The sequence below is a fragment of the Atlanticothrix silvestris CENA357 genome (genome assembly GCF_016056295.1).
Classification (GTDB): domain Bacteria; phylum Cyanobacteriota; class Cyanobacteriia; order Cyanobacteriales; family Nostocaceae; genus Atlanticothrix; species Atlanticothrix silvestris.
Window position 1 is genome coordinate 25,321 of the sequence record NZ_JAECZB010000017.1, and the last position, 23,122, is coordinate 48,442.

The 23,122-nt window shown below is 40.0% G+C and carries 18 protein-coding genes; 12 read left to right on the forward strand and 6 right to left on the reverse strand.

Annotated features, from left to right (window positions below; genetic code table 11):
• Positions 1 to 138: 138 nt before the first annotated feature.
• On the forward strand, positions 139 to 1,305 hold the full coding sequence (locus I8751_RS09740; RefSeq protein ID WP_214438966.1) for a cysteine desulfurase family protein: 1,167 nt from the start codon (positions 139 to 141) through the stop codon (positions 1,303 to 1,305).
• Between the two features lie 159 nt (positions 1,306 to 1,464).
• Here the strand turns inward: I8751_RS09740 and I8751_RS09745 are convergent, their stop codons facing one another.
• Both I8751_RS09745 and I8751_RS09750 read right to left on the reverse strand, forming a co-directional pair.
• Positions 1,465 to 2,673: a NupC/NupG family nucleoside CNT transporter gene (locus tag I8751_RS09745; protein ID WP_214438967.1), complete on the reverse strand. Its 1,209-nt coding sequence runs from the start codon at positions 2,671 to 2,673 to the stop codon at positions 1,465 to 1,467.
• A gap of 166 nt (positions 2,674 to 2,839) precedes the next feature.
• Positions 2,840 to 4,774 (reverse strand): lipoxygenase family protein, encoded by a 1,935-nt coding sequence (locus I8751_RS09750; RefSeq protein ID WP_214438968.1) that lies wholly within the window; start codon positions 4,772 to 4,774, stop codon positions 2,840 to 2,842.
• A gap of 448 nt (positions 4,775 to 5,222) precedes the next feature.
• On the opposite strand from I8751_RS09750, the gene I8751_RS30380 reads away from it, so the two are divergent.
• A complete protein-coding gene (locus I8751_RS30380) occupies positions 5,223 to 5,306 on the forward strand; it encodes a helix-turn-helix domain-containing protein (protein WP_404800427.1) in 84 nt (27 codons plus the stop codon).
• Positions 5,307 to 5,690: 384 nt separating this feature from the next.
• Here the strand turns inward: I8751_RS30380 and I8751_RS09760 are convergent, their stop codons facing one another.
• On the reverse strand, positions 5,691 to 7,895 hold the full coding sequence (locus tag I8751_RS09760; protein ID WP_214438969.1) for a recombinase family protein: 2,205 nt from the start codon (positions 7,893 to 7,895) through the stop codon (positions 5,691 to 5,693).
• A 77-nt stretch (positions 7,896 to 7,972) separates the two neighbouring features.
• Between I8751_RS09760 and I8751_RS09765 the strand changes: the two genes are divergently transcribed.
• The 8 genes from I8751_RS09765 to I8751_RS09800 all read left to right on the forward strand — a co-directional run bounded on the left by I8751_RS09765 (position 7,973) and on the right by I8751_RS09800 (position 16,936).
• On the forward strand, positions 7,973 to 9,301 hold the full coding sequence (locus I8751_RS09765) for a proton extrusion protein PcxA (protein WP_214439010.1): 1,329 nt from the start codon (positions 7,973 to 7,975) through the stop codon (positions 9,299 to 9,301).
• A gap of 42 nt (positions 9,302 to 9,343) precedes the next feature.
• Positions 9,344 to 10,618, forward strand: a complete 1,275-nt coding sequence (mltA, locus tag I8751_RS09770; RefSeq protein ID WP_214438970.1) for a murein transglycosylase A — start codon at positions 9,344 to 9,346, stop codon at positions 10,616 to 10,618.
• Positions 10,619 to 10,977: 359 nt separating this feature from the next.
• Complete coding sequence (locus I8751_RS09775; protein ID WP_214438971.1) at positions 10,978 to 11,427, forward strand: PIN domain-containing protein; 450 nt, start codon at positions 10,978 to 10,980, stop codon at positions 11,425 to 11,427.
• A gap of 182 nt (positions 11,428 to 11,609) precedes the next feature.
• A complete protein-coding gene (locus I8751_RS09780) occupies positions 11,610 to 11,951 on the forward strand; it encodes a helix-turn-helix transcriptional regulator (protein WP_214438972.1) in 342 nt (113 codons plus the stop codon).
• A 464-nt stretch (positions 11,952 to 12,415) separates the two neighbouring features.
• Entirely contained in the window at positions 12,416 to 13,843 is a 1,428-nt protein-coding gene (lpdA, locus tag I8751_RS09785; protein ID WP_214438973.1) for a dihydrolipoyl dehydrogenase, read from the forward strand.
• Between the two features lie 125 nt (positions 13,844 to 13,968).
• A complete protein-coding gene (gene trpC, locus I8751_RS09790; protein WP_214438974.1) occupies positions 13,969 to 14,880 on the forward strand; it encodes an indole-3-glycerol phosphate synthase TrpC in 912 nt (303 codons plus the stop codon).
• 92 nt (positions 14,881 to 14,972) lie between these two features.
• On the forward strand, positions 14,973 to 15,224 hold the full coding sequence (locus tag I8751_RS09795) for a DUF5340 domain-containing protein (protein WP_214438975.1): 252 nt from the start codon (positions 14,973 to 14,975) through the stop codon (positions 15,222 to 15,224).
• Positions 15,225 to 15,781: 557 nt separating this feature from the next.
• Positions 15,782 to 16,936 (forward strand): pyridoxal-phosphate-dependent aminotransferase family protein, encoded by a 1,155-nt coding sequence (locus I8751_RS09800; protein ID WP_214438976.1) that lies wholly within the window; start codon positions 15,782 to 15,784, stop codon positions 16,934 to 16,936.
• A 180-nt stretch (positions 16,937 to 17,116) separates the two neighbouring features.
• On the opposite strand, the gene I8751_RS09805 is transcribed toward I8751_RS09800, so the two are convergent.
• The 3 genes from I8751_RS09805 to nblR form a co-directional block, all read right to left on the reverse strand.
• Positions 17,117 to 17,344, reverse strand: a complete 228-nt coding sequence (locus tag I8751_RS09805; RefSeq protein WP_214438977.1) for a DUF2949 domain-containing protein — start codon at positions 17,342 to 17,344, stop codon at positions 17,117 to 17,119.
• A gap of 508 nt (positions 17,345 to 17,852) precedes the next feature.
• A complete protein-coding gene (locus tag I8751_RS09810) occupies positions 17,853 to 18,359 on the reverse strand; it encodes a DUF192 domain-containing protein (RefSeq protein ID WP_214438978.1) in 507 nt (168 codons plus the stop codon).
• A gap of 215 nt (positions 18,360 to 18,574) precedes the next feature.
• Positions 18,575 to 19,261, reverse strand: a complete 687-nt coding sequence (gene nblR / locus I8751_RS09815) for a response regulator transcription factor NblR (protein ID WP_214438979.1) — start codon at positions 19,259 to 19,261, stop codon at positions 18,575 to 18,577.
• Between the two features lie 899 nt (positions 19,262 to 20,160).
• On the opposite strand from nblR, the gene I8751_RS09825 reads away from it, so the two are divergent.
• Positions 20,161 to 21,966 carry a hypothetical protein gene (locus I8751_RS09825; RefSeq protein ID WP_214438980.1) on the forward strand — a complete coding sequence of 602 codons (1,806 nt, stop codon included), beginning with the start codon at positions 20,161 to 20,163 and terminating at the stop codon, positions 21,964 to 21,966.
• A gap of 5 nt (positions 21,967 to 21,971) precedes the next feature.
• Positions 21,972 to 22,661, forward strand: coding sequence for a hypothetical protein (locus tag I8751_RS09830; RefSeq protein WP_214438981.1), 690 nt, complete (start codon positions 21,972 to 21,974; stop codon positions 22,659 to 22,661).
• Positions 22,662 to 23,122: the final 461 nt, after the last annotated feature.

Below are 23,122 nucleotides of genomic sequence, written 5' to 3' on the forward strand. Positions count from 1 at the left end.
AGTTTTACAAGCAGTAAAAAAATCCACCCATTGGTACAAAACTATTCACATTTTGTCAGGATTAATTAATCGACTTGCAGATGCTGAAAATAGAAGTAGCCCATTGCCAGCGTGTATTCCCACTCAATAATTATTGATATGCAAATATATCTAGATCACAGTGCTACTACTCCCACTCGTCCAGAGGCGATCGCAGCTATGCAAGCAGTCTTCGCCCAACAGTGGGGGAATCCTTCCAGCCTACATGAGTGGGGGCAACGGGCTGCAACGATTGTGGAACAAGCAAGAGTCCAAGTTGCAGGATTAATTAACGCTACTAAGCCGGAATCTGTGATCTTTACTTCAGGTGGTACTGAGGCAGACAATCAAGCAATCATGGGTATTAGCAGGTCATACACTGCTCCTCAACATATTATTATTTCTGATGTTGAACATTCAGCAATTTCCGAAACAGCACGATTGCTAGAAATGTGGGGTTGGGAAGTAACACGTTTGGGGGTGGATGTTAAAGGTAGAGTTAACCCCCAAGATTTAGCAGCTGCATTGCAAGGTAACACTGTCTTGGTGTCTGTGATTTACGCTCAAAGTGAAGTCGGAACTGTACAACCAATTGAAGAACTGGGAAATATTGCTAAATCGCACGGGGTTTTATTCCACACCGATGCAGTGCAAGCAGTGGGACGCTTGCCTATCAGCGTAGAAAAATTACCAGTTGACTTACTCAGCATTTCTAGTCATAAATTATATGGGCCGCAAGGTGCAGGAGCGCTATATGTGCGCCCTGGTGTAGAGTTAGTACCTCTAATTTGTGGTGGTGGGCAAGAAATGGGATTGCGTTCTGGGACTCAAGCAGTACCTGCGATCGCTGGGTTTGGTGTAGCAGCTCAACTAGCAGCAGCAGAATTACCTACGGAAACATATAGGTTAATTCAGTTACGCGATCGCTTGTTTGCTCAATTAGCTGATGTTCCTGGTTTAATACCTACAGGCGATCGCTACTACCGTTTACCTCACCATGTTAGTTTTTGCCTAGAACACGCTGATGGCGAAAAACTCAGTGGTAAAACCTTAGTAAGGCAATTAAACCTTGCTGGCATTGCCATTAGTGCTGGCGCTGCTTGTCGCAGTGGTAAACTTAACCCCAGTCCTATACTTTTAGCGATGGGTTATTCCGAAAAAGCTGCTTTGGGTGGGATTCGCATGACATTGGGCCGTGATACCACCATAGCTGATATCGATTGGACAGCGATGGTGTTGAAGCAGGTTTTACAAAGACTGACACCCCTACAAAAATCTCAGGTATAGGTTGGGTTGAGCAACAGCGAAACCCAACACGCATCAAGGTATTGGCTTAGATTTACTGATACTTTTCTTACTCTCTCCCTGCCTCCCTTGTTATCTCTGCTCCCCTTGCTTGCCCAAATGTATCAACTTTAAAGTGAAACGGTATGAAAAGATGAGAGGTCAAATTAATACTCCAGCAATACAAGCCGTAATAAAACCCGCAAGCAATCCACCAATCATTGCTCTGACACCCATGCGAGCTAAGTCATGCTGACGATTAGGTGCCATTCCAGTAATGCCACCAATGGTAATCCCGATTGAACCTATATTTGCAAAATTACATAGCGCATAAGTGGCAATAATTACTGCACGTTGGGAAATTTTGCCACTTTCAATTAGCTGCTTCAAATCTAAAAAAGCAATAAACTCATTGAGAATTGTTTTTGTACCTAATAATGCTCCTATCTCCCTACAATCAGCCCAAGGTACGCCCATTAAAAATGCTATGGGAGCCATAATAAAAGACAAAATCCATTGCAACGACAGTTGTTGTAAACCAACGCGAGTTCCCAACCATCCCAACAGTGCATTCATCGCAGCCAGTAATCCCAAAAAGGCAATAATCATTACCCCGACGTTAACCGCTAGCTTCACGCCGTCAATTGCCCCGGCTGTAGCAGCATCAATTGCATTTATGTAATTTGTCTTGGCATCCATTTTGACCTTACCAACAGTTTCCGATACTTCTGTTTCTGGGTAAAGCAGTTTTGACACTACTAAAGAGGTAGGAGCAGTCATAAAAAAAGCAGCAATTAGATGTTCTGCTGGAATACCAAACGAAAGATAGGCTCCTAAAACTCCACCTGCAATTGTGGAAAAACCACCAGTCATCACAGCATGAAGTTCCGATTGCGTCATGGTTGCTACATAAGGCTTGACCATCAGCGCTGACTCTGTTGGCCCCAAAAAAATGTTACCTGCACAGGATAAAGATTCAGAACCCGATGTTTTCATTGTTTTGATCATTACCCATGCCACTACATTCACCACTCGTTGCAAAATGCCGTAGTAATATAAGACACTAATGAATGCGGAAAAAAAGATAATTGTTGGCAGTACTTGGAAGGCGAATAAATGCTCCTTAAAGTTCTCTCCAAAGACAAATTTGGCACCGACATCAGAAAATGCCAAAAAATTGCTGACAATATCTCCTAGAGACTTAAACACATTTAAACCCCAAGGAGTTTTAAGAATAACCAACGCTAGTACAAACTCCAATCCCAAGCCCCATGCGACTGTTCGCCAACGTACTGCATCCCGTTTCACCGATAGGGCGTAGGATATGGCGATGAAGATTAATATTCCGAGTGCGGAAATGGCACGTTCCATACACAAGAGTATGCCTTTTTTGAGATACTAAGTGATTTTATGAGATGAGTCGCCAAATTAAGTAATCGCCTGCCACAAGCAGATGCTAAAAATGCTTCTAAAAGACTCGAAGTAAGAAACGTTAAAGCTTAGTTTCTTACTTCGGGTAGCCACAATGTGACAATTCTTATCCACTGATACTGTTAGACATCCGAGAGGGAAGGAAGGCAGGATAGCATTCTTTGCGACGTTTATTTAGTATTTCAATCCGTTTTTCTATTGATTCTAAGCGATTCTGCAAATCTCTAAGAACCCGAATGGCTTGCGGATCTTGAAAACTGTTCGTACCGAAATCTGTAAATGTTTTAGGGTCGCGTTTGGTACCGACTAACGATATAAATTGGACTTGGGTAAGGCTTGGTACTACTCCAGGTAAGAAACTAGTAAGGCTATTTTCATCTGCGAATTTCCCTTTAGTTGTTGGAATAGGCTGATAAAGCGCTCCGGGTATATTAGGAATAAAAGCCATATATTGATATTGAATCCAAGCAATGGCTGAGTGTTGGGGGCCAGCAGTGAAAATAATGATTGTCAAAATGTCTATCAATTGGTCGCGGTTGGTAAGGCTTGCTGGTAATGAAACTATACCAAAACCACCTTCACTAACGGGTTTTCGTAAAGCTTGGAACCAATTTTGTAGCTCGAAATCCTCACGTATATCTCGGTTGGATTTGTAGTAAATTTCGATATATCGACTTACATAGTCTTCCAAGGCATTCCAGATGAGTAACCCATCGTCTCGATAGGGAAAATCTTGCAAGATATAAGAATTATCAACACCTCGCTGACGTAAATTAGTAGGAAGTGCAAAGTTGTTGAAATTTTTGAAATACTCAGATACACCTGTTTCGCTAAGTTTTAGCGAACTTTCCAAGGTGCCCGGTAAGATAATATCTACGGCTCCCCCCGGATTAATTAGCAGCTGATCAGCAAGGCTATTGATTGCTATTGTGAACTCCAAATGAGGCTTTAAGAGTACGTTTACAGGATGGCGAGCAGCTAGTTCGCGTACTGTTGCTAGGGCAATTGGTTCTATTACCAAATGAGTCTGTCCCAAGTGACGGTACAGCTGATTGACGTAGAAATCAGCCATCTGGGCAATTAATTTGGCTAAAGTCCAATCTACACCATCTAAAGGCGTGCAAAGTAAACTTTCCCCCGGCACTTGTCCCAACTGGATAGCAATGGGGATTAACTTAAAATCGCCGCGAATCCTTTCGGCATAATAGAGTGCAATGGGAGCGCACAGATATTGCTTTTCTTTCGACTTAACACTATCGAGTACCGCATAGTCGGTGACAAATAAACCGCCTTCTCGAATAGCGCTATCGAGAGTCTTATTATGAATGCGTTTCCTACCTCTTGTCTTACTCAGCACGGCTTGAAAAATCTCATCTGTTATCCCAAATTTGTAGCGAAGATTGTAATCAAGTGCTAGAACATTCTTCAGTTCCATCGGATTGCAGCCAGAAAGCCTCTGTCGCGCAAATACATCGTCGCTGCGGAAGGTTTCAGCAATATCGGGTAACGGCAAAATGGGAAACAGTGCTGCGTAGTCATCGAAGCCTTGAAAAGGTTTAGGATTCTGGAGAAATGCCTGTTGATTGGCTGCTATTTTTTCTGATAAGATTGCTCGGTTATTGTTGTATCCTTCAGAGAATGCTTCTTGAGGGGGTACAGTATTCACACGAGCAGAATTTGGTAGCCGCAACCCCACCTGATATTCTTCGCGAGTTTTTCCCAATTGAAGAAGGCGTTCTTGTTGATCTGCTCTTGTATCCTGTTGAGGTAAGCTTGGGATGATGGGATTATCGGGTTGGTTAAGTTTTGAGGGTTTATTTTCATCGGAAAGTAAAGTTTCTAAACCGGGAGTACAAGCGTTGGGATTATCAGGTCGCTTAGGTTTTGAGGGTTTATTTTCACCGAATAGTAAAGTTTCCAAACTAGGAGTAAAAGCTACAGTCATTAACGCCATCATGGTACGGCGCGATAAAACATACTTTTGAATTAACTCTTGTCGTCGTTGTTTTGGAGTTGGCGATCGCATCAAATTTTCCCCCATGAAATTTATACTTTTGTGACAATAACAGCACTTACACAACTCGAATAAATAGCAAATGAGGCTTCAATCACTCCAAAAACATTAATCAAGATGATTTGGAATTTTAATATCTAAATGTAGAAACCTTACTGTATTTGATTTTCAAGTTATAGTTGTACTAGCTTAATTGAAGGAGTTAATCGGGCGCAGGAAGTTATGCAGTTGCTCCTTGGCACAATTCTTATTTTTAAAGTTTTTGAGCAGGTTAAGAAATTTTATTTCTTAATAAGTCTTTAACTTTGGAACACCTAATGATTCAATCTCTGACATAAAATTTGTTAGAGAAATCATAATAACAAGTCTTGTCTTCTCTTTTTCATAAAATTCTTTAAATTTGTTCCGTACACCATTACAAAAAAATGTTAAAAAATTAAATAAATATCGATTTTCAATCTTTTTTTAATCAATTGTGCTAAAGGCAGTCAAAGTCAGAATCTATCCCAGCCAGGAGCAACAAAGTCATTTGGCGCAAGCTTTTGGTTGTGTTCGCTAGGTCTGGAATCAATCTCTAGTTACAATGTCCCAGACCTACAAAGAGACTGGTAAAGATATTTCTGCTTTGACCATGAAGAAACAAATTCCCATCTAGAAGACCGAGCATGAATGGCTCAAAGAATGCTATTCGCAATGCCTCCAGTCGTCCGTACTGAATTTGTCTCAAGGGTTTATCAACTTTTTTGAGTCGTTCACTAGTTACACGATTGGACTAAAACTATAAAAAAAGAACTAGACAGAAGCGTATTTGAAAGGATCGAATGTGAACGCCGCTTTTTCCCCAGCCTACAAAGCATGACCGTGCAAGGAAGTTAAACAGCATTAACTACCAAAAACGCTTGTAGTAAGATATCTACGGTTTTGAACTCACAAGCGTATTGGTCTATAAAGACATTGCATCTAGATTAGCAAATGGTACACAAGCATGTACTAAAGGTAATAGTGGCCCTAGTTGTTCTTGCCCATTGACAGCTAAATCGCTGTGACACAAATAAACTTTCTCTGATACACGAGAAAGTAAATCTACAAGAATTCTTCGCAATCTTTCTTCCTCGGCTAATTTTTCATCTTCTGCTGTCCAAGGTTCGCCTAACCTATCTTGGAGGAAGAATGGCGCACCGAATAAAGTAGCCGCACCACCTTTTGCCCACAGAGGTGAACCAGCATCCAGCCAAAAATGCCAGCGATGAAATCTTCTATTAGAACGATATTGAAAGATAGTTGCTAAGGTGACAGTCTTTTTAGCTGGGCCAATGGGACGCAGGGGGTATGGATTAGCGGTGATAGTACCACGTCGCAGTAGTTGAATAAATTCGGCAATAGTAGTGTTGATTTCTGTTCCTACTTGTTTGGGAGATGTTTGTCTGAGTCTGGTGTCAATTTCCCAATAGTGTTGGGCTGTTTCCAGCAATTCCCGTAGTGCTGCTAATTGGTCGTAGGGAAGATTACTACCATTCCATAAAAAGCGCTGAATTGCCCTATCTAGAAGAGAAATAGGACTAGGAATCAGACGCAGTTCTTGTTGCGATCGCTGTTTTTCTAACCACTCTAATATCTCAGTATATGCGTTACTGGCCGCATAGCCAATTCTATCCCAGCGCTCAAATGCTGTTACTGGTAGCAAGTTGGGATGATCGGGATGAGGTACAAAGCAGTAATCGGCAATTAATCCCGCCCGTACTGGGTCAATGTCAGTATTGGGTAAGGTATGCTGATTGCTGGGTTCTGAGGAGATGTCTGGTGTTTGTTGCTTTCTACTCAATACCACAAGCATTTCTGCCACAGCATCTCGGTCTACTAAGCGTCCCAAACCGGGATAGACTAGTGCCAGTATAGTCAGCAATGCCCGAATCACAGGTGAACTAATTAAGGGACGTTGGTCATTGAGTGATTCTACAAGGATGTTTTGCTTAACGAGGATTTCTACTAAAGTATAACGAGCGATCGCATCCAAACCTGGAGCAATAATCGCCACTTGGTCTGCTTCTACTTGCCCTGATTTGATCGCATGAGCAATTACTTCTGCTGTTTGACGCAATAGTTGAGCGCGGGAGGTAGTTTGTATTGACTGTACTGTTTCTGTCTCTGGTAAACTCAACATCAACATTGGTTCTGTGACTATTTCCACCATTGGTGTAGCAAGTCTAGGTGCTAAGGATTCCATTGGTGGCTCAGCTAAGCTTTCTACCTGACAACAATTTGCTAACCCTTGTAGGTATTTAGGATCTGCTCCCAATCCCAGGCGCACTGCACCATCTAGATTGTAGCTAAACGCTCCTACCGCCCCTTGATCTAAGAGCAAATCGAACAACTCACGCGCTACTGCCGGATAATCATCTATATCATCTGCTAGGATTGCCTGATAGCGTTGTGTTAGGTGGTGTTGATAATGGCGATCGTTTAACAAGTACTGACTGTAAAGTTCGGTAATAATCCCATAAGTCAGTAATCCTCTCTCTAAACACCAATTACGCCAATTTAGTAGTAAAGATGCTAAAAATTCCGGCTCTAAATCTATAGCATTCTCCTGTAAACCTCTTTGTAAAATCTGAGCAATATCTTCGCAAGGGGTATTGCTGTAAGCAGCTAATTGCAATAAGTCTAAGATGCGCCTTACTAAGCGGTACTCATTCACTCCCGCACGGCGTAAAATTTCTTCGTCTAATTGAGAACGCCAGAGTTTTGTTGCTAATTCCTGCTCTGTTTCTGGGCGTAATCGCACTGGAAATTGTGCTTTTAGATTCAATAATTGAATCAATAAAGGCCAAAATAAAATAACTTCATCTTGAAAAAACCCTAAGGTCGTCTTTGCACGAACCGGATATTTTCCTAAAGTGGTTGTAACAATTTTATCTCCCAATTCCCGACGATTTTCATCATTAGCAGCTAGAACTAATACTCCTGGTTCTACTTTCGGAAGATACAAGGGCTTAGGCTGATGATTGCCTTCTCTTGCCCTAGGTTTTTTAGTATAAAATGATTCTAAAGCATGATTTTCATTTTGTAACCAGCTACAAAAATGCTCTACTAAGCGAGTAGTCTTACCACTGCGGCTAGTGCCAAGAATCAAAACAGAATAAGAAACCACAAATCTTCTCCTTGTAGATTTGTTAGTATACCTTGTGCGTTAACTTAAGGTTAAGAATTACCCCAAATGCTGGATGACTGCCGACAATGAAAAATTCTGTTTTTAGTCAAAAAATTTATCCTTTCTTACTATCTACTTATCGCTGGTACTTACGAACCCCAGAGCGTTCTCTGGAAGAAGCTTACAAGGCTGCATTACAAATTAAGGCAATAGAAGATGAGCATTTCAATGGTAATAAAATAGACTTCAACTCAGCCATCTATAGCAACAGTGTGATGGATTATTTTGAGTCAGAGTTGAAAAAACAATTAAGAATTGTCCGGATGCGAATGACAGAGTTTAGAGCTAGCCGTTGGTTCTCAAATGAATCTAATCAAAAGGCTGCTCAGAAAACTGGTATAGAATATCCCAGCCCTCCCTTAATTTTAGAGAAATTAAAATTCATTGATGAAATCACAACAAAATACACTCGTTTTAATTATGAAACTATTGCTCCAGCCGTAATTGATAAACCACAAGTTGTGTCAGTTGAACCAGCAGTTGCTCCACTAACACAATCGAAATTATCAAATCAAAATCCAGACAAAAGTTCAAAAAAGCGGGGTAAAACTGACACAACAGGAATATTACCTCGATCCATTTTAAGTACTATTAGTCGCTTACAAGTTGAATTAGATCCTAATTCTGAGCAAGATGTTGTTCAAAATTTTCGTCAAACTCAAAAAAGAACAATAATATCTATTAGATTTCTCTTACTACTAATTATAATACCACTTTTAACTCATCAGCTATCTAAAGCTTTGTTAGTAGGGCCACTTATTGAAAATTTCAGAAGCTCTGAAACACTGCAAGTTTTCCTAAATGCAGAGATGGAAGAAGAAGCACTAGTCGAATTACAAAGATTTGAAGAGAAAATTAAGTTTGAAAATTTAATTAGCAATGCACCATCTTTATCTTCTGAAGATATAGAAATTAAAATGAGAGAAAAAGCGAGTGAAATTGCAAAACAATTCCGTGGTGAAAGTACCAATGCAATTAAAAATGTTTTTTCAGATATATTCTCTGTTGGTGCTTTCATTTGGTTGTTACTTGCTAGTAAGCCTTCTATAGCGGTAGTAAAAGATTTCTTTGATCATGTTGTTTATGGTTTGAGTGATAGCGCTAAGGCGTTTATTATTATTTTGTTTACTGATATATTTGTCGGATTTCACTCTCCTCACGGTTGGGAAGTAGTACTAGAAGGGGTATCACGTCATTGGGGCTTACCAGCCAATAGAGATTTTATCTTCTTATTTATTGCTACTTTTCCAGTGATTTTAGATACTATTTTTAAATATTGGATATTCCGTTATTTAAACCGAATATCACCATCCGCAGTTGCTACTTACCGTAATATGAATGAATAGCCTAACGAAGTTATCAAAAGATAAAAATGCCTAGTTTTTTTTATGAGAAAAAAACTTACAGCTATCAGTATTAGTCTACCTATAATTCTCTCAATTTTTTTAGTACGTATACAATCTTTAGGGCATCTCTCACTTAGTTCACCAGAATGTCGTGTGAATAAGTGGAATGTACCAGTTTCTGAGAAAACTCCAATCCCAAATCAATTAAATCAAAAGCAAATAGCGCCAGTACTTCTCCAGAGATTACCAGTTACTTGCTGCCAAGATGATCTATCTTGTTTGGATGAGGTTATTTATGAAGAAAAGCCCAATAAAAAAAGCTTAATGACCGCTATTGATCGCAGTCTGCAATATTTGCAAACAGAGAAAGCTACTAAGGCTTATCAAAAGTATCAGGTAGCTGACATTACACGCGATCGCGTCATTAATAGTTTAAAAAGATTTCGCGAATTAGTTCTACAAACTAATTCTGCCACAGAACTACATGCAGCTATAGAAAAAGAATTTGTTTTTTACCAATCAATTGGTAAAGACAAAAAAGGTGGGGTTTTGTTTACCGCCTATTATGAACCACTTTATTTTGCTAGTCGCGTTCCCACAAGTGAATACCGCTATCCTGTTTATCGATTACCTCCCGATTTAAAATCCTGGAATCGGCCTCATCCTACACGTTTAGATTTAGAAGGAGCAGACGGTTTACAAGGTACAAAAGGTAAATTACGAGGATTGGAGTTGTTTTGGTTTCGCGATCGCCTAGAACCATATTTAGCACAAATACAAGGTTCTGCTCGACTACAATTGACTGATGGTACCCAAACCACAATCGGCTACGCTGGTGACACCGCATATAATTACAAAAGTATTGGTCGAGAACTGGCGAATGATGGCAAATTACCCCTAGAAGGTATGACTATGCCTATTATCCTCGACTATTTTCACAAGCATCCCCAAGAATTAAATACTTATATCCCTCGTGATCCTAGCTTTGTGTTTTTTCAAGAAAACCACGGTGAGCCAGCACAAGGTTCAATCAATGTACCACTGACGGCAGAGCGTTCGATCGCTACAGATAAATCTCTAATGCCTCCTGGTGCTTTAGCGTTGATTCGAGCTTCTATTCCCTTTGCTAAAAGTAACAGCAGTGTGGAACATCGAATTGTCAGCCGTTATGTACTTGACCAAGATACAGGAGGCGCTATTCGAGGTGCTGGTAGGGTAGATTATTTTTTAGGTACTGGTAAATTAGCAGGCGATCGCGCTGGTGTTACAGTCAGCAATGGACAGTTATTTTACCTGCTGCTGAAGCCCAAAAATTAAACAAACAATCAAAACATTGTTTATATTGTCTCAATTATCACTATAAAATAACTTCACAATTAACACTAAATATCTTCTTGGAATGATTAAGTTATTTAGTGATATGATTCACTTCCTTACTAAAGCAAGTTTGTTGTTTTCCAGCAATAAATTATCCTCAAGTGCTGACATAACAATGATTTTTCACAAAAATTATTATATAAACTTTTCGTTCCTGGTTCTCAACTCATAGTTTCAGTAATTTAGCATATTATCCGAAATATTGTTGCTTCTGATTGTAGTGAATTATGTCCGATATCCATCTTAAATACATAGGCTACTTCGCCAGTTAATTTTATCAATCCATAAGGGGAGTTAAAGTGATCAGGATTTTAATAGATGCTGATTTCATCCTAGAAGCTTTGATGAATCGTAATGAATTTGCAGAAGATGTCAGAGAACTATTAGACATAGTACACCCATCAATTCAGATGTATTTAACAGATGTTGGCTGGGAAAAAATTTATGCTTATGCCAGTCGTTTAAAAAATAGTAAAATTGCAGACACTGTAGTTGATTGTTTACAAGAAAAAATTCAAATTTGTGTTGTTGATCAGACTATCCTTTACAAAGCGCGATCGCTACCTCTGAATAATTTTGAATCTGCTGTAGAGTTAGTCTGTATTAGCCATAATCAACTTGATGCAATCGTTACTCATAAACAAGCAGATTTTGCAGATGTCCAAAATAATTTTTGGGTTTGGTCAATAGCAGATTTGTGGTTACGTGCAAATCTAGAGAGTCAGTTACAAGCAAGCATCTCTATTTAGCTACATGCCAATAAAGTACAGTCAATACTGATTAGTGGCAGCAAGTATTGTATACAAAATAATTTAACTAAATTCCTTGAGTGTCCAAAAAATTTAAGCAAAAGTTTTTTAGTGATTTTTTGGGTGCTGGTTTTTTTGGTGCTAGGATCTACGACTATAGATAAGATAAAAGTGCTGTAGCTGTGAAACACAAGCCAAAACCAAGGATTGCTTTGCTGCGTGAAAAAGCAGGGCTAACCCAGCTTGAATTGTCGCGTCTTGTGGGCGTGACTGAAAGCACTATCCAAAACTGGGAAAGCGGTAGAACCGGGACAGACCATATTGAAAGAATCGTTAGGTTTTGTAAAGCTTTGGATTGCCAAGTGCAAGACCTGATTGAGTATGTGGGTGAGTCATCAGTAGAACCTAAAGCCCAACCCAGCTCATTAAATGAAATACATCATTTATTAGGTACTGAGGAACCCATTTCAACTACCAGTCCTGATGCTGAAATTGCTCAAAACCGAAAAGCTAGAAGCAGCTAAAAGGCATATAATTAACGCTTCATCACTAAATTCGGCGCGAATAGCACGATCAAAAATCATGCGATCGAGAGGCTTGAGTTGATTCACTAACGTTATAGGGCTTTGCTTCATTACCTGCAATTTTTGCCTGAAACAGTTTCCCACGTTGAGGAGAGAGACATCAGGCGATCGCTTGCGAAAATCTGTATGCTTGCCGAGATTTTCAACCTACCTGGGATGCAAAGTTAAAGTGTTGCAAAGAAACTCAAAATGCCAGATAGTTTTTGCCCAACACTGAAACACAGATATTAATGTATAAAATCAAATAAGTACCAAAATTCACTATAATAATCTATAAATCAATCTCTTCCCCTGCTAGCGTGAATCATAATTTGATTTAGCGAACTCCCAAATTTTTAAAAGGGGTTGCGCGGATTGCTGGTCAAGTTGAGAATAAATTAGGCGAAGCACACGGGGAAACTAACGTGAGTCATGGATTTGATTACGATTTAGTGATTATAGGCGCTGGTGTAGGCGGACATGGCGCAGCCCTACACGCCATCAGTTGCGGTCTAAAGACAGCGATTATCGAAGCAGCGGACATGGGGGGAACCTGTGTCAACCGGGGCTGCATTCCATCTAAAGCTTTGCTGGCAGCATCTGGACGTGTGCGGGAATTGCGTAATGCCCACCACCTCAAATCACTGGGGATTCAAGTCGGCAGTGTGGAGTTTGATCGCCAAGCGATCGCTAATCACGCTGGCAATTTAGTATCGAAACTTCAAGGTGATTTAACCAATAGCCTCAAACGTCTGGGAGTCGATATTATCAGGGGTTGGGGAAAAATTGCCGGAACGCAAAAAATCACTGTAGCCGGGGATGGTGGTGAAAAAACAATCACAGCCCAAGATATTATCTTGGCTCCTGGTTCTGTACCCTTTGTACCTCCAGGCATCGAAGTAGACGGTAAAACTGTCTTTACTAGTGATCAAGGCGTTAAATTAGAGTCTCTCCCCGATTGGGTAGCGATTATCGGTAGTGGTTACATCGGCTTGGAATTTTCTGATGTTTACTCAGCTTTGGGCTGTGAAATCACGATGATTGAAGCCCTAGATCAGTTAATGCCAGGATTTGACCGCGATATTGCCAAACTTGCAGAACGAGTTTTGATTACTCCCCGCGATATTGAAACGAAAGTAGGGATTTACGCCAAAAAAGTCATCCCAGGTTCACCTGTGGTGATTGAATTGGCAGATTTTAAAACCAAAGAAGATGTTGATGTCATCGAAGTAGATGCTTGCTTAGTGGCTACGGGACGCATCCCCGCAACAAAAAATCTCGGTTTAGAATCTGTGGGTGTAGAACCAGACCGACGAAATTTTATCCCAGTTGACGATCGCATGGCAGTGCTGTCAGCAGGTGAAGTTGTGCCTCATTTATGGGCAATTGGCGACGCAACCGGCAAAATGATGCTGGCTCACGCCGCTTCTGCTCAAGGCATTGTCGCAGTAGAAAATATCGTCGGGCGATCGCGTGTGGTAGACTATCGCAGCATCCCCGCCGCCGCATTTACCCACCCAGAAGTCAGCTATGTCGGTATGACGGAAACAGCCGCCAAGGAATTAGGCCAAGCCGAGGGCTTTGAAGTCGCGGTCAGTAAAAGTTACTTCAAAGGTAATTCCAAAGCATTGGCAGAAAATGAATCCGATGGTATGGCAAAGGTTGTATATCGCAAAGACACCGGTGAAGTTTTGGGTGTGCATATTTTTGGAATGCACGCCGCCGACTTAATTCACGAAGCGTCCGCAGCGATCGCCAGCCGTCAATCTGTCAACACCCTCGCCCATTTGGTTCACGCCCATCCAACTCTTTCAGAAGTGCTGGACGAAGCCTATAAGCGAGCGATCGCTTAGAAGAAGCAGAGGGGCAACAAGAGGGGAAAAGGTTAAAGGGTAAAGGGATGAAGAAATAAACCCTTTCCCCCTTACCCCTTCTTCCCAATGCCCCATGCCCTATTCCCTATTCCCCATTTTTTAATATGCAAATTCGCCGCCGTTCACCGAGTCCAGCTATTAATGTTTCTATCTTGTGTTATCAGACTGCCTTACCTGACGCAGCACCAAATAATATTTTGGAAGAAATAGTCTGGCATAAAGAAATAGAAGTTGACCAAATGCGCGAAAAGCGGCCTTTACGGGAATTGCAGAAACAAGCCCTTACCGCACCACCAACGCGTGATTTTGTCGCCGCTTTACGGCAAGGCAAAACAAATCCAGCATTGATTGCAGAAGTTAAAAAGGCTTCCCCTAGTAAAGGAATTTTACGAGCAGATTTTGATCCAGCAGCGATCGCTTTATCCTACCAACAAGGTGGTGCTAGTTGTCTTTCTGTGTTGACAGATGTCAAGTTTTTTCAAGGTGGGTTTGATAATTTAGCTAAGGTTCGCGCCACCGTAGATTTACCATTACTATGTAAGGATTTTATCATTTATCCTTATCAAATGTACTTGGCTCGGATTCAAGGTGCAGATGCCGTTTTGTTGATTGCGGCTATTCTTAGCGATCAAGATTTGCAATACTTTATTAAAATTGCTAATGCCCTAAATATGGCAGCTTTGATTGAAGTTCACAGTTTGGTAGAACTTGATCGTGTACTAGCTTTAGATGGTGTATATTTAGTAGGAATTAATAATCGTAATTTAGAAGATTTTTCGGTTGATTTGCAAACTACTTGCCAACTATTAGCAGCCAGGAGTACTCAACTACAGGAACGAAATATCCTAGTTGTCAGTGAATCAGGACTACATAGTCCAGATGATTTAAGTGTAGTGAAAAAAGCAGGTGTATCCGCAGTTTTGATTGGAGAGTCCTTAGTTAAACAACCAAATCCAGAGCTTGCGATCGCTAATCTCTTCTCTAAATCTTCATCTCCAACTACATCCAGTCACTAACTAAATACGTGTTTCTTGTGTAACAATTTTATTGATAAGAGACAAATCTTTTCTAATACAAAATCCCACATTTGAAATCTTCAATCAACTACATGGAGCAAATCCCTTTACCTTCACCTGTCCACTACGAACTTATACTTCAACTTTTAGAAAGACAAACTATGTCAGCTGTCAGTCAAAATCCTGATTTGCGACGACAAGTCAACCAGCTAATTATTACCCTCCGAAAAGCGGCAGTACAACAAAAGCAACTAGAAGAAATTTGTCAATTTTCTTCTGTAATGGTAGATCATCGTTGGTCAATCAATCACCATAATGCTAATCAAGTTGTTACGCCTGATTAACTTAGTTAAGTTAATGTTTAAATCTATTTTGTAACACTTTTATTAAGTGCGTTTATATCTCAAAGGTAATTTTATATACATAGTAGCAGTGAGCATTAGCAGCTAAAGCAAGGTAGGTTAAGCTCATCTCTCTCAAAGTCGCGCAGGGGAAATTCCCCATGCCATGTTTCCCCAAGTCGGCGAGTAAACTTACTCGCCGACTTTTGTAATGAAATAAAATTGGAGAACTCATTGTATCTGTGCCCCAATTTGTGAGATTCTAAATAATCGCTGCTACAAAACTTAAGACAAACTAGACAAAAATTACAGATGTCTACTATCCGCGAACTACTGCCAGTTCGCTACTCTACTAAATAGATACCCTTGGGTATTTATGTGTCTGGAGCGATCGCCTGAAAAACGAATTTTAGATTTAGCCTGAGTCTCAAAAAACTGCCAGAGTCAAGCTAACCTACAAAATGACACAACAATAATTGGTGACAAGCTTAACTGTTATGCAGGTGAATATCTAAAATTCATCATTTCCTTTAACTTTTATTTGACTTTAGGACACAAATATGAATAATAAGCTGATGCTGATGATTCCTGGGCCAACGCCGGTACCGGAAGCAGCCTTACTGGCGTTAGCCAAACATCCAATTGGACACCGCACCAGTGAATTTAGCAACATATTGGCGGAGGTAACAGAAAACCTCAAATGGTTACATCAGACTCAAAGCGATGTACTAATGCTGAATGTCAGTGGTACGGGTGCGGCAGAGGCTGGAATAATTAATTTTCTCTCATCTGGCGATCGCATTTTAGTTGGCTCTAACGGTAAGTTTGGCGAACGCTGGGTAGAAGTTGGTCAAGCATACGGTTTAAATGTAGAAGCAATTACTGCTGAATGGGGTAAACCTTTAGATCCGGCGTTGTTTGCAGAAAAACTCCAAGCCGATACCGAAAAGCAAATCAAAGCCGTCATTATTACCCATAGTGAAACTTCAACGGGTGTGTTGAATGACTTAGAAACCATTAACAGCCACGTCAAGGAACATGGTGAAGCCTTGATTATTGTTGATGCTGTCACTAGCTTGGGTGCATTTAATTTACCAGTAGATGCTTGGGGTTTGGATGTAGTCGCCTCTGGTTCCCAAAAAGGCTACATGATTCCTCCTGGCTTGGGGTTTGTTAGTGTCAGTCCTAAAGCTTGGGAAGCTTACAAAACTGCGAAATTACCGAAGTATTATTTAGATTTAGGTAAATATCGTAAATCTACAGCGAAAAACACTACTCCTTTCACGCCTCCGGTAAACTTGATCATGGCGCTACATGCGACGTTGCGGATGATGAAAGAAGAAGGCCTAGAATCAATATTTGCTCGACATGAACGGTTAAAAAATGCCACACGCGCTGCCATTAAAGGGTTAAATTTACCTTTGTTAGGAGCCGATAGTTGTGCAAGTCCGGCAATTACGGCTGTAGCACCACAAGGTGTTGAAGCAGATAAAATTCGCTCGTTGATGAAAAAACGCTTCGATATTGCTTTAGCAGGTGGTCAAGACCATCTTTCTAATAAAATTTTCCGTATTGGTCACTTGGGCTTTGTGAGCGATCGCGATATTCTTAGCTGCATAGCATCCCTGGAAGTTGCCTTATCTGAACTCGGCTACGAAAATTTTACTCCGGGAGCTGGTGTAGCGGCAGCAGCTAGAGTATTTAGCCAATCATGAGTCTTAAATAGAAAGAATAATACTCAGTATTAAATCAAAAGAGCGATTTTTCAATTCGCTCTTTTTTTTATATTTAAAATTGAGTAACAAGGGTAAAAGTCTATTTTCCTATCTATCGGCCTTGGCACAAAGCCCAGTGGGTATGACATACCTTAATTCTCCTGTATGAACTACTCATACCTAAGCTGTCTCCAACCAATCATAAATTTGTTCCAACTGTTCTAAAGTAATCAACCCATACTGCCAAAGAATCATCGGTAAAGGGCCGGGGTCTTGCTCACGGTGTCGCATTGCAACCGCAAGTGACGCAGCGGAAATTGACAAATCTTCCTGTAAAAAATGTATTAGTCGAGAATAAGTTGATGGTGACACTTTTAACTCACCTCCTTGTCTAGTGTGTATTGTCATATATCGATTTACCATTGTTCAGTAACCCGCAGCTAATATTTCATTTGTGACTATACGATTACCGGATAAATACTCGACAAATTGTCTGAATATTCCGGAAACAAAGCATTTTTATGTAAAAACTCGGAAATATCACCTTTAGCAACACTTGTTTGCTGAATTTTCAAGCTGCTAGCTACCCAGGTCAAATTGGCTTCATCTTTGTTTGCTTTAGTGCTTAATTTAATTACACTTGTGGTAACAAAGATTCCATAGCCTATACTCCCCTATAAGCGACTATTTACACGTACTGCCAAAGGAATATTTTCTGAGACTAAACCATTGAGATGTGATTCTACCTTGGAAATAGTAGTCTTTCCTAGTTTTGACATGATATTAAATAGTAGCCTCACAATTTCCTTTTTTACAGATACTTGATGCTTTTTTTACACAAACATTATGAATCAAATTTTATCGATTCTTACAGGGGAAACTACCTAAATGCTTATCTCCGCAAAGCCACGGATTCTTAAAATTCAATTTTGACGCGATCGCCCTGCTGTAAATTTAATTCAGCGGCTCGTCCAGATCGCAGTTCAATTACCGTATCAACGGGTACATTAGGCCCATAAGTGGGGCAAGGCTCTTTAGTACAAGAAGGTGCAGAAGTTTCTACATACTTTACCACTCCGTTTTGTAAAAATACCATATCCAGAGGCACTGGGACATTTTTCATCCAAAATCTGACTGGTTGTGCAGAAGGAAACTGAAATAGCATCCCCCGATTATCGGGTAAAGCTGGCCGATACATTAATCCTTTTTCCTGCTGTTCTTGAGTCTTTGCCACTTCTAACTCAATTGTTGTGCCATTAGGAATAATGGCTTTTGCCGAAATTGGTAGTGTTTGTCCTGCGGGTGCTACTGTTTGACTGGTAGCGCTTGGAGTTGGTGTCGGAGATTTAGCTGTTGTCTGCATCGAACAACCCATAAGCAAAATACCCAGTAGCATCGGAAGTAAACTTAGCCAACGCATCATAACAATTTTGAATTTTGTAATTTAGACTTCGATTTTACAGAATTTAAGCCAGAAAGCCCACGATTTATAGTTGTTTTCTTGGTGAAGTTGGCAAATATGGGCAAGTAATTCTACAGTGAAAAGAATGAATAGAGAAAATTAAAACTCCCACCCTTTACAGGAGTGGGAGTCTGGAATTTTGTTGTGTAGCTTTTGCTGCTCCTGTCATTGGCTTTTTAAGATTCTCTTAAAACGTAGCCTACACCCCGAACCGTTTGAATGAGACGCTTTTGTCCTTCATCTTCAATTTTTAGACGTAAGTAGCGAATATATACTTCAATTACATTAGATTCACCCATAAAGTCGTAACCCCAGACATTTTCTAAGATTTGTTCGCGAGTTAAAACTTCACGAGGATGTTCCATTAAAAACTTTAATAGTTCAAATTCTTTCATTGTTAAGTCAATTGCCCTACCGTTATGTATGGCACGGCGAGTTGCTAAATCTAAAATTAGTTCTCCAAAGCGCAACTGCTCGGTTGTTTCGACTTCAGGTTTTAAATACAGACGAATTAACTTTAAAAAGTCTTCAGGACGGTATGGCTTGAGGATGTAATCATCAGCTCCAGCTTCCAGACAAGCCACACGATCATCAATGGTATCTCTGGCCATTAAAACCAGCACAGGCGATCGCATACCAGCACTTCTGAGATTTTTACATAACGAAAGTCCTGATTCCCCTGCAAGCATTCGGTCTAAAACAATTAAAGCAGGTTGGCGATCGCGGCAGTGTTGTAAACCGCTGGCTGCGTCATGAGCCAAAATTGCATCATAACCAGCTTCTTGCAAATCAAAAGAAAGCTGATTTGCAAGGCTATCATCGGTTTCAATCACCAAAACACAAGGACTGTGAGCAAGTGTCATAAAAATTTGGGATATTGGATTTTGGATAGTGCAGACGTTTCAGAATCATTCTGGACATCGGCTAGAAATGTAATTGCGAGTTTTGGTCGATGGATAAATCCTAAGCTAATATGCTGCCTCAAATTTCTTTTAGCAGGTTTATGTCTCAACCATCAAATTCTCAAATGCAATTTTAATCACTAATTCCAAATTCTATTCCTATACCAGTAATCTGGAAGGAAATTGCCCAATTGGGAAGACAAAGCATTAGCTCACAATTGTTCCAATGTGAGTCGAGTGACAAATTCTATGCATCAGACGATTAATAAGGCTAATTGTTTCTGTTGCGATCGCACACGCTACACGCTATTCACTTCACCCTTTACCTGCGTCATGCGCCGTAACTAACCATCCGTTGGCTAACCAAAAATTAACATTAGACAGTTACATCCAAGCGAAACACCTACTTGTCACCCTAACTGGCGAGTCAAAAGAAATGATTGAACCAACACTGTAGGGTGTTAACTTTGTAACATTTTAGGTGTTCAAAATTCATGCAAAATATATGCTGGTATTTCTAATCAAGGGGACTACGCACAGCCTTACCGCCCCGATTCAAAACATGGGTATAAATCATCGTGGTTTTTACATCTTTGTGTCCGAGTAATTAAAGATTATACGGAAAGTTTCCGTATAATAAATAGTTATGCTGCTTAGTCCCTGGTAGAGACGTAATTGAAAGTTTGTTGGCGAGTTGTTATGCTCAAGCAACGGAAGGTTTATAGTTATGACATAGTTGAGAGATTCTTAATTAATAAGCTGAAGTATTCGTTTACTGAAACATAGAGAGTTAGGGTGCAAAGAATACTTTCAAAGGTTCAGATATTACTAATTACATCTTCACTACTTTGGAAATCATCATGGAAGTCTTCGGTCATCTTTACATCCCATTGAAGTATCAACATGAAGGGAAATTGAAAACGACAATCTTTCGTGATGAGTTCTGTTTCGTTGACGGGAAATTATTTACTGCTCACTATGCTGGGTTAAAGGTTCCTAGCCCAGCAGTTGCTTCCTTGAAGTCTATACGCAAGTTAAGTGATAACAACATTGAAAAAGCATTAGAAATTCTCAAATTTCCATCAGCTCTTGCTCAATTAAATTCAGATGTTTGGAAGCAGTTCGATAGACAGTTTAGGGAGCGTAAAAAAATATACAATTATTGGCCTACAAGTTTTTCGTCCATACAGGAAGACTTTGATAAGCCCTTTGAGAATTATTCTCAAACAAGTGATAGCGAACTTGTTGACACAAAACGTTTTACCCAAAGAATTGCTTTAAGAACGTCAGAAAACCATGAGCAAAATCAGAGAATTGTCCGGGAAGCTAAGGAATTTTTGCGAATTTTTAGGGTTGCTTTCAGTGAAGATTTATTTCGCTTAGAGGAGTATCTGAATCTTGTTAAAGAAAATAAAAGATTTCGTTTAGAAATCAACTTAGCCTCTCCCGTTTCTCTTAAACAGGCTTGTGAAAGGGAGCTGTTTCAGTTACGTGATCTTGAGGAAAATCATAATGGTGACGGGGGACATATCCTTAGCAATTTGGATAGCCTTTACGATGCCCAGGCAAAAGAAAAATACCTTGACGATGCTTCAGCTAATTTTGCTCGTGCTCTTGTCGATAGTATGTGTGCAATAAAAGCTATGCAAGTTTTCTTTAGAAGACGGGAGCATGAAGAACTTCAATCACAGTTAGCATTTAATTTATTTGAAAAAGCACCAACTTTTAGAGGTAATATTACAGATAGGGAAATTGCCTATGTAACTACACCTTGCTGGCAACCCGGAATGCTTGGAAACCTTCACGTTCATAGGTTACAAGCAAATAACAAATCTTACTGGCATAAGGTAAAGAGAAGATTAGAAGAAGAAATAAGAACCATGAACTCTGTAGAAATTGATCTTTCTGAGGCTCTCTTTAAATTGGAAAAAGAAGCTATTGAAGCTATAAAAATAGCGGATAGAAGATCTAGCGCTACAAAACAAGATGTAGACAATTTAAAGAGAAACATTCAGGCTATTGCAACAGCAAATTCTAGTTCTGACGAAAGTATAAAAGATACCTTTGAAAGGATTAAAGAACTGCGTTCACAGGCAAGGAAACAGTTTGAGCAATTATTTCCAAGGTTTGACGAGGAATTATCTAAAATACTTATATTCTCATCGAATCCCAAAGAGATTGAGAAAATTTCAAAGGAAAAACCTGTTGACTCACTTTCACAAATATTTGATAAATTAGAGGAAGTCATTGTTGCTATCCAAGCTATGCCAAATCAACCAAAATACAACTTTCCAAACGCTCAAAATGTTAAAATTATCGAGCAAGCTAAGACTTATATTGAGCAGGTTGGGACATACATCGAGGATAGCAAAGCAACAGATCCAGATCTTAAGTTGGCTTTGGATGACTTAAAGCAAGTGATTGTCGATTTACAACAGAAACACCCACAAGCCACAGAGGAACAGGCTACTGCTGTCATTGAAGCAGAATTTGAAGAAATCAAACGTGTGCAGCCTCATCGCTGGCAAAAGCTCTTAAGTCTCAAGCGTTTATGGCATGGCTTGAAACAAGGCTCTTTCAAAGTTAGTGAGCACTTTGCTGAGGAAACACCTTGGGGTAAAGGAGTAATTGGATTCCTTGAGGGTGTCATGGATGAAGTGGAGTAATTGCGATGAAATTTCCTGAATCTAAAAAGAGTTGGGCTATAGGAACAGTTCAAGATCGCCAGTATTGGGAGGAAAAGTTTGAGATTGCAAAAAAATTCATGGAAGAGAGGTCTAATATTCCTGCTGTACTAATAGAAGTTGCAGCGCAACATCCTCTTTTAGATGGAGAAAAACCTAACGAAGAATTCACTAAGCGATTACTCCTAGCTAAAACTCTTTATAAACAGGAAAGCAATGCAGGAAAACATGTAGAGATATACGTTCCAGGTAGTAGGCATCGCCATGAAGGAGTCGTGGACAAAGTTTCCCTAAGTGAAGCAGGCATGATTTTTTTAGAGCAGCAAGGGATCTCTAGAGAAATTATTCACGGCGATGATCTAAATTTTAAGTACAAGGGTGACAGAGGAGTTTATAACTCAGCAGATGAATGTTTTGTCGCTTCTTCATATTTCAAGGATGGTAACTTTGGATATTTATTTAGTGTTCTCTCTCCAATTCAAGTTTTCCGAAAAACGATTCATTACATTGAGTTCGGAGTACTTCCACTCAATTACACTGCTCCAGCATTAGATACTTTTCACGATTATATTGATGAAATGTTTGAAGCAGTACCATATGCACTATTTGTTGATCCCGATATGCAAAGCAAAAACTCAGTTCGGGCTAATGAATTGAGGCACTTAAGAATGCCATAAGGATTATGTCATCTGCAAAGTGTACTCTTTTATTGAGTTGTCAGCAGCATAATAACCCCAATGCAGCAGGACGGACGAAAGCCATCTGTTTTGTATTCGAGGTTAACTGCCGCCGCTGATTGGGAACGTTAGACCTCAATCCTCTGGTAAAGGTGTTACTGAAAGCGATCACATTTTGATACCAGCAGTTATATCGATGAGAGCGATCGCCCTCGGTTTTGTATAATTAAGCGGGTTCAATTCGTGCAACAACGCCTAGCCGAATGAGTTGATCCAAAGCGGCTTGTATATCCGATTTAGAGAGTCTGGTGAGCCATTGAACCCAAAATCGATTCATCTAGACTCAGCTCAAGAGTGTTTGCGATCGCCTCTGCTCGAAATGTGCGATAATTTCTGAATTAACATTAAATTGACTCAATACGTCAGTTCCCCACGCAACAATCTCCTTAACCACCTAATGG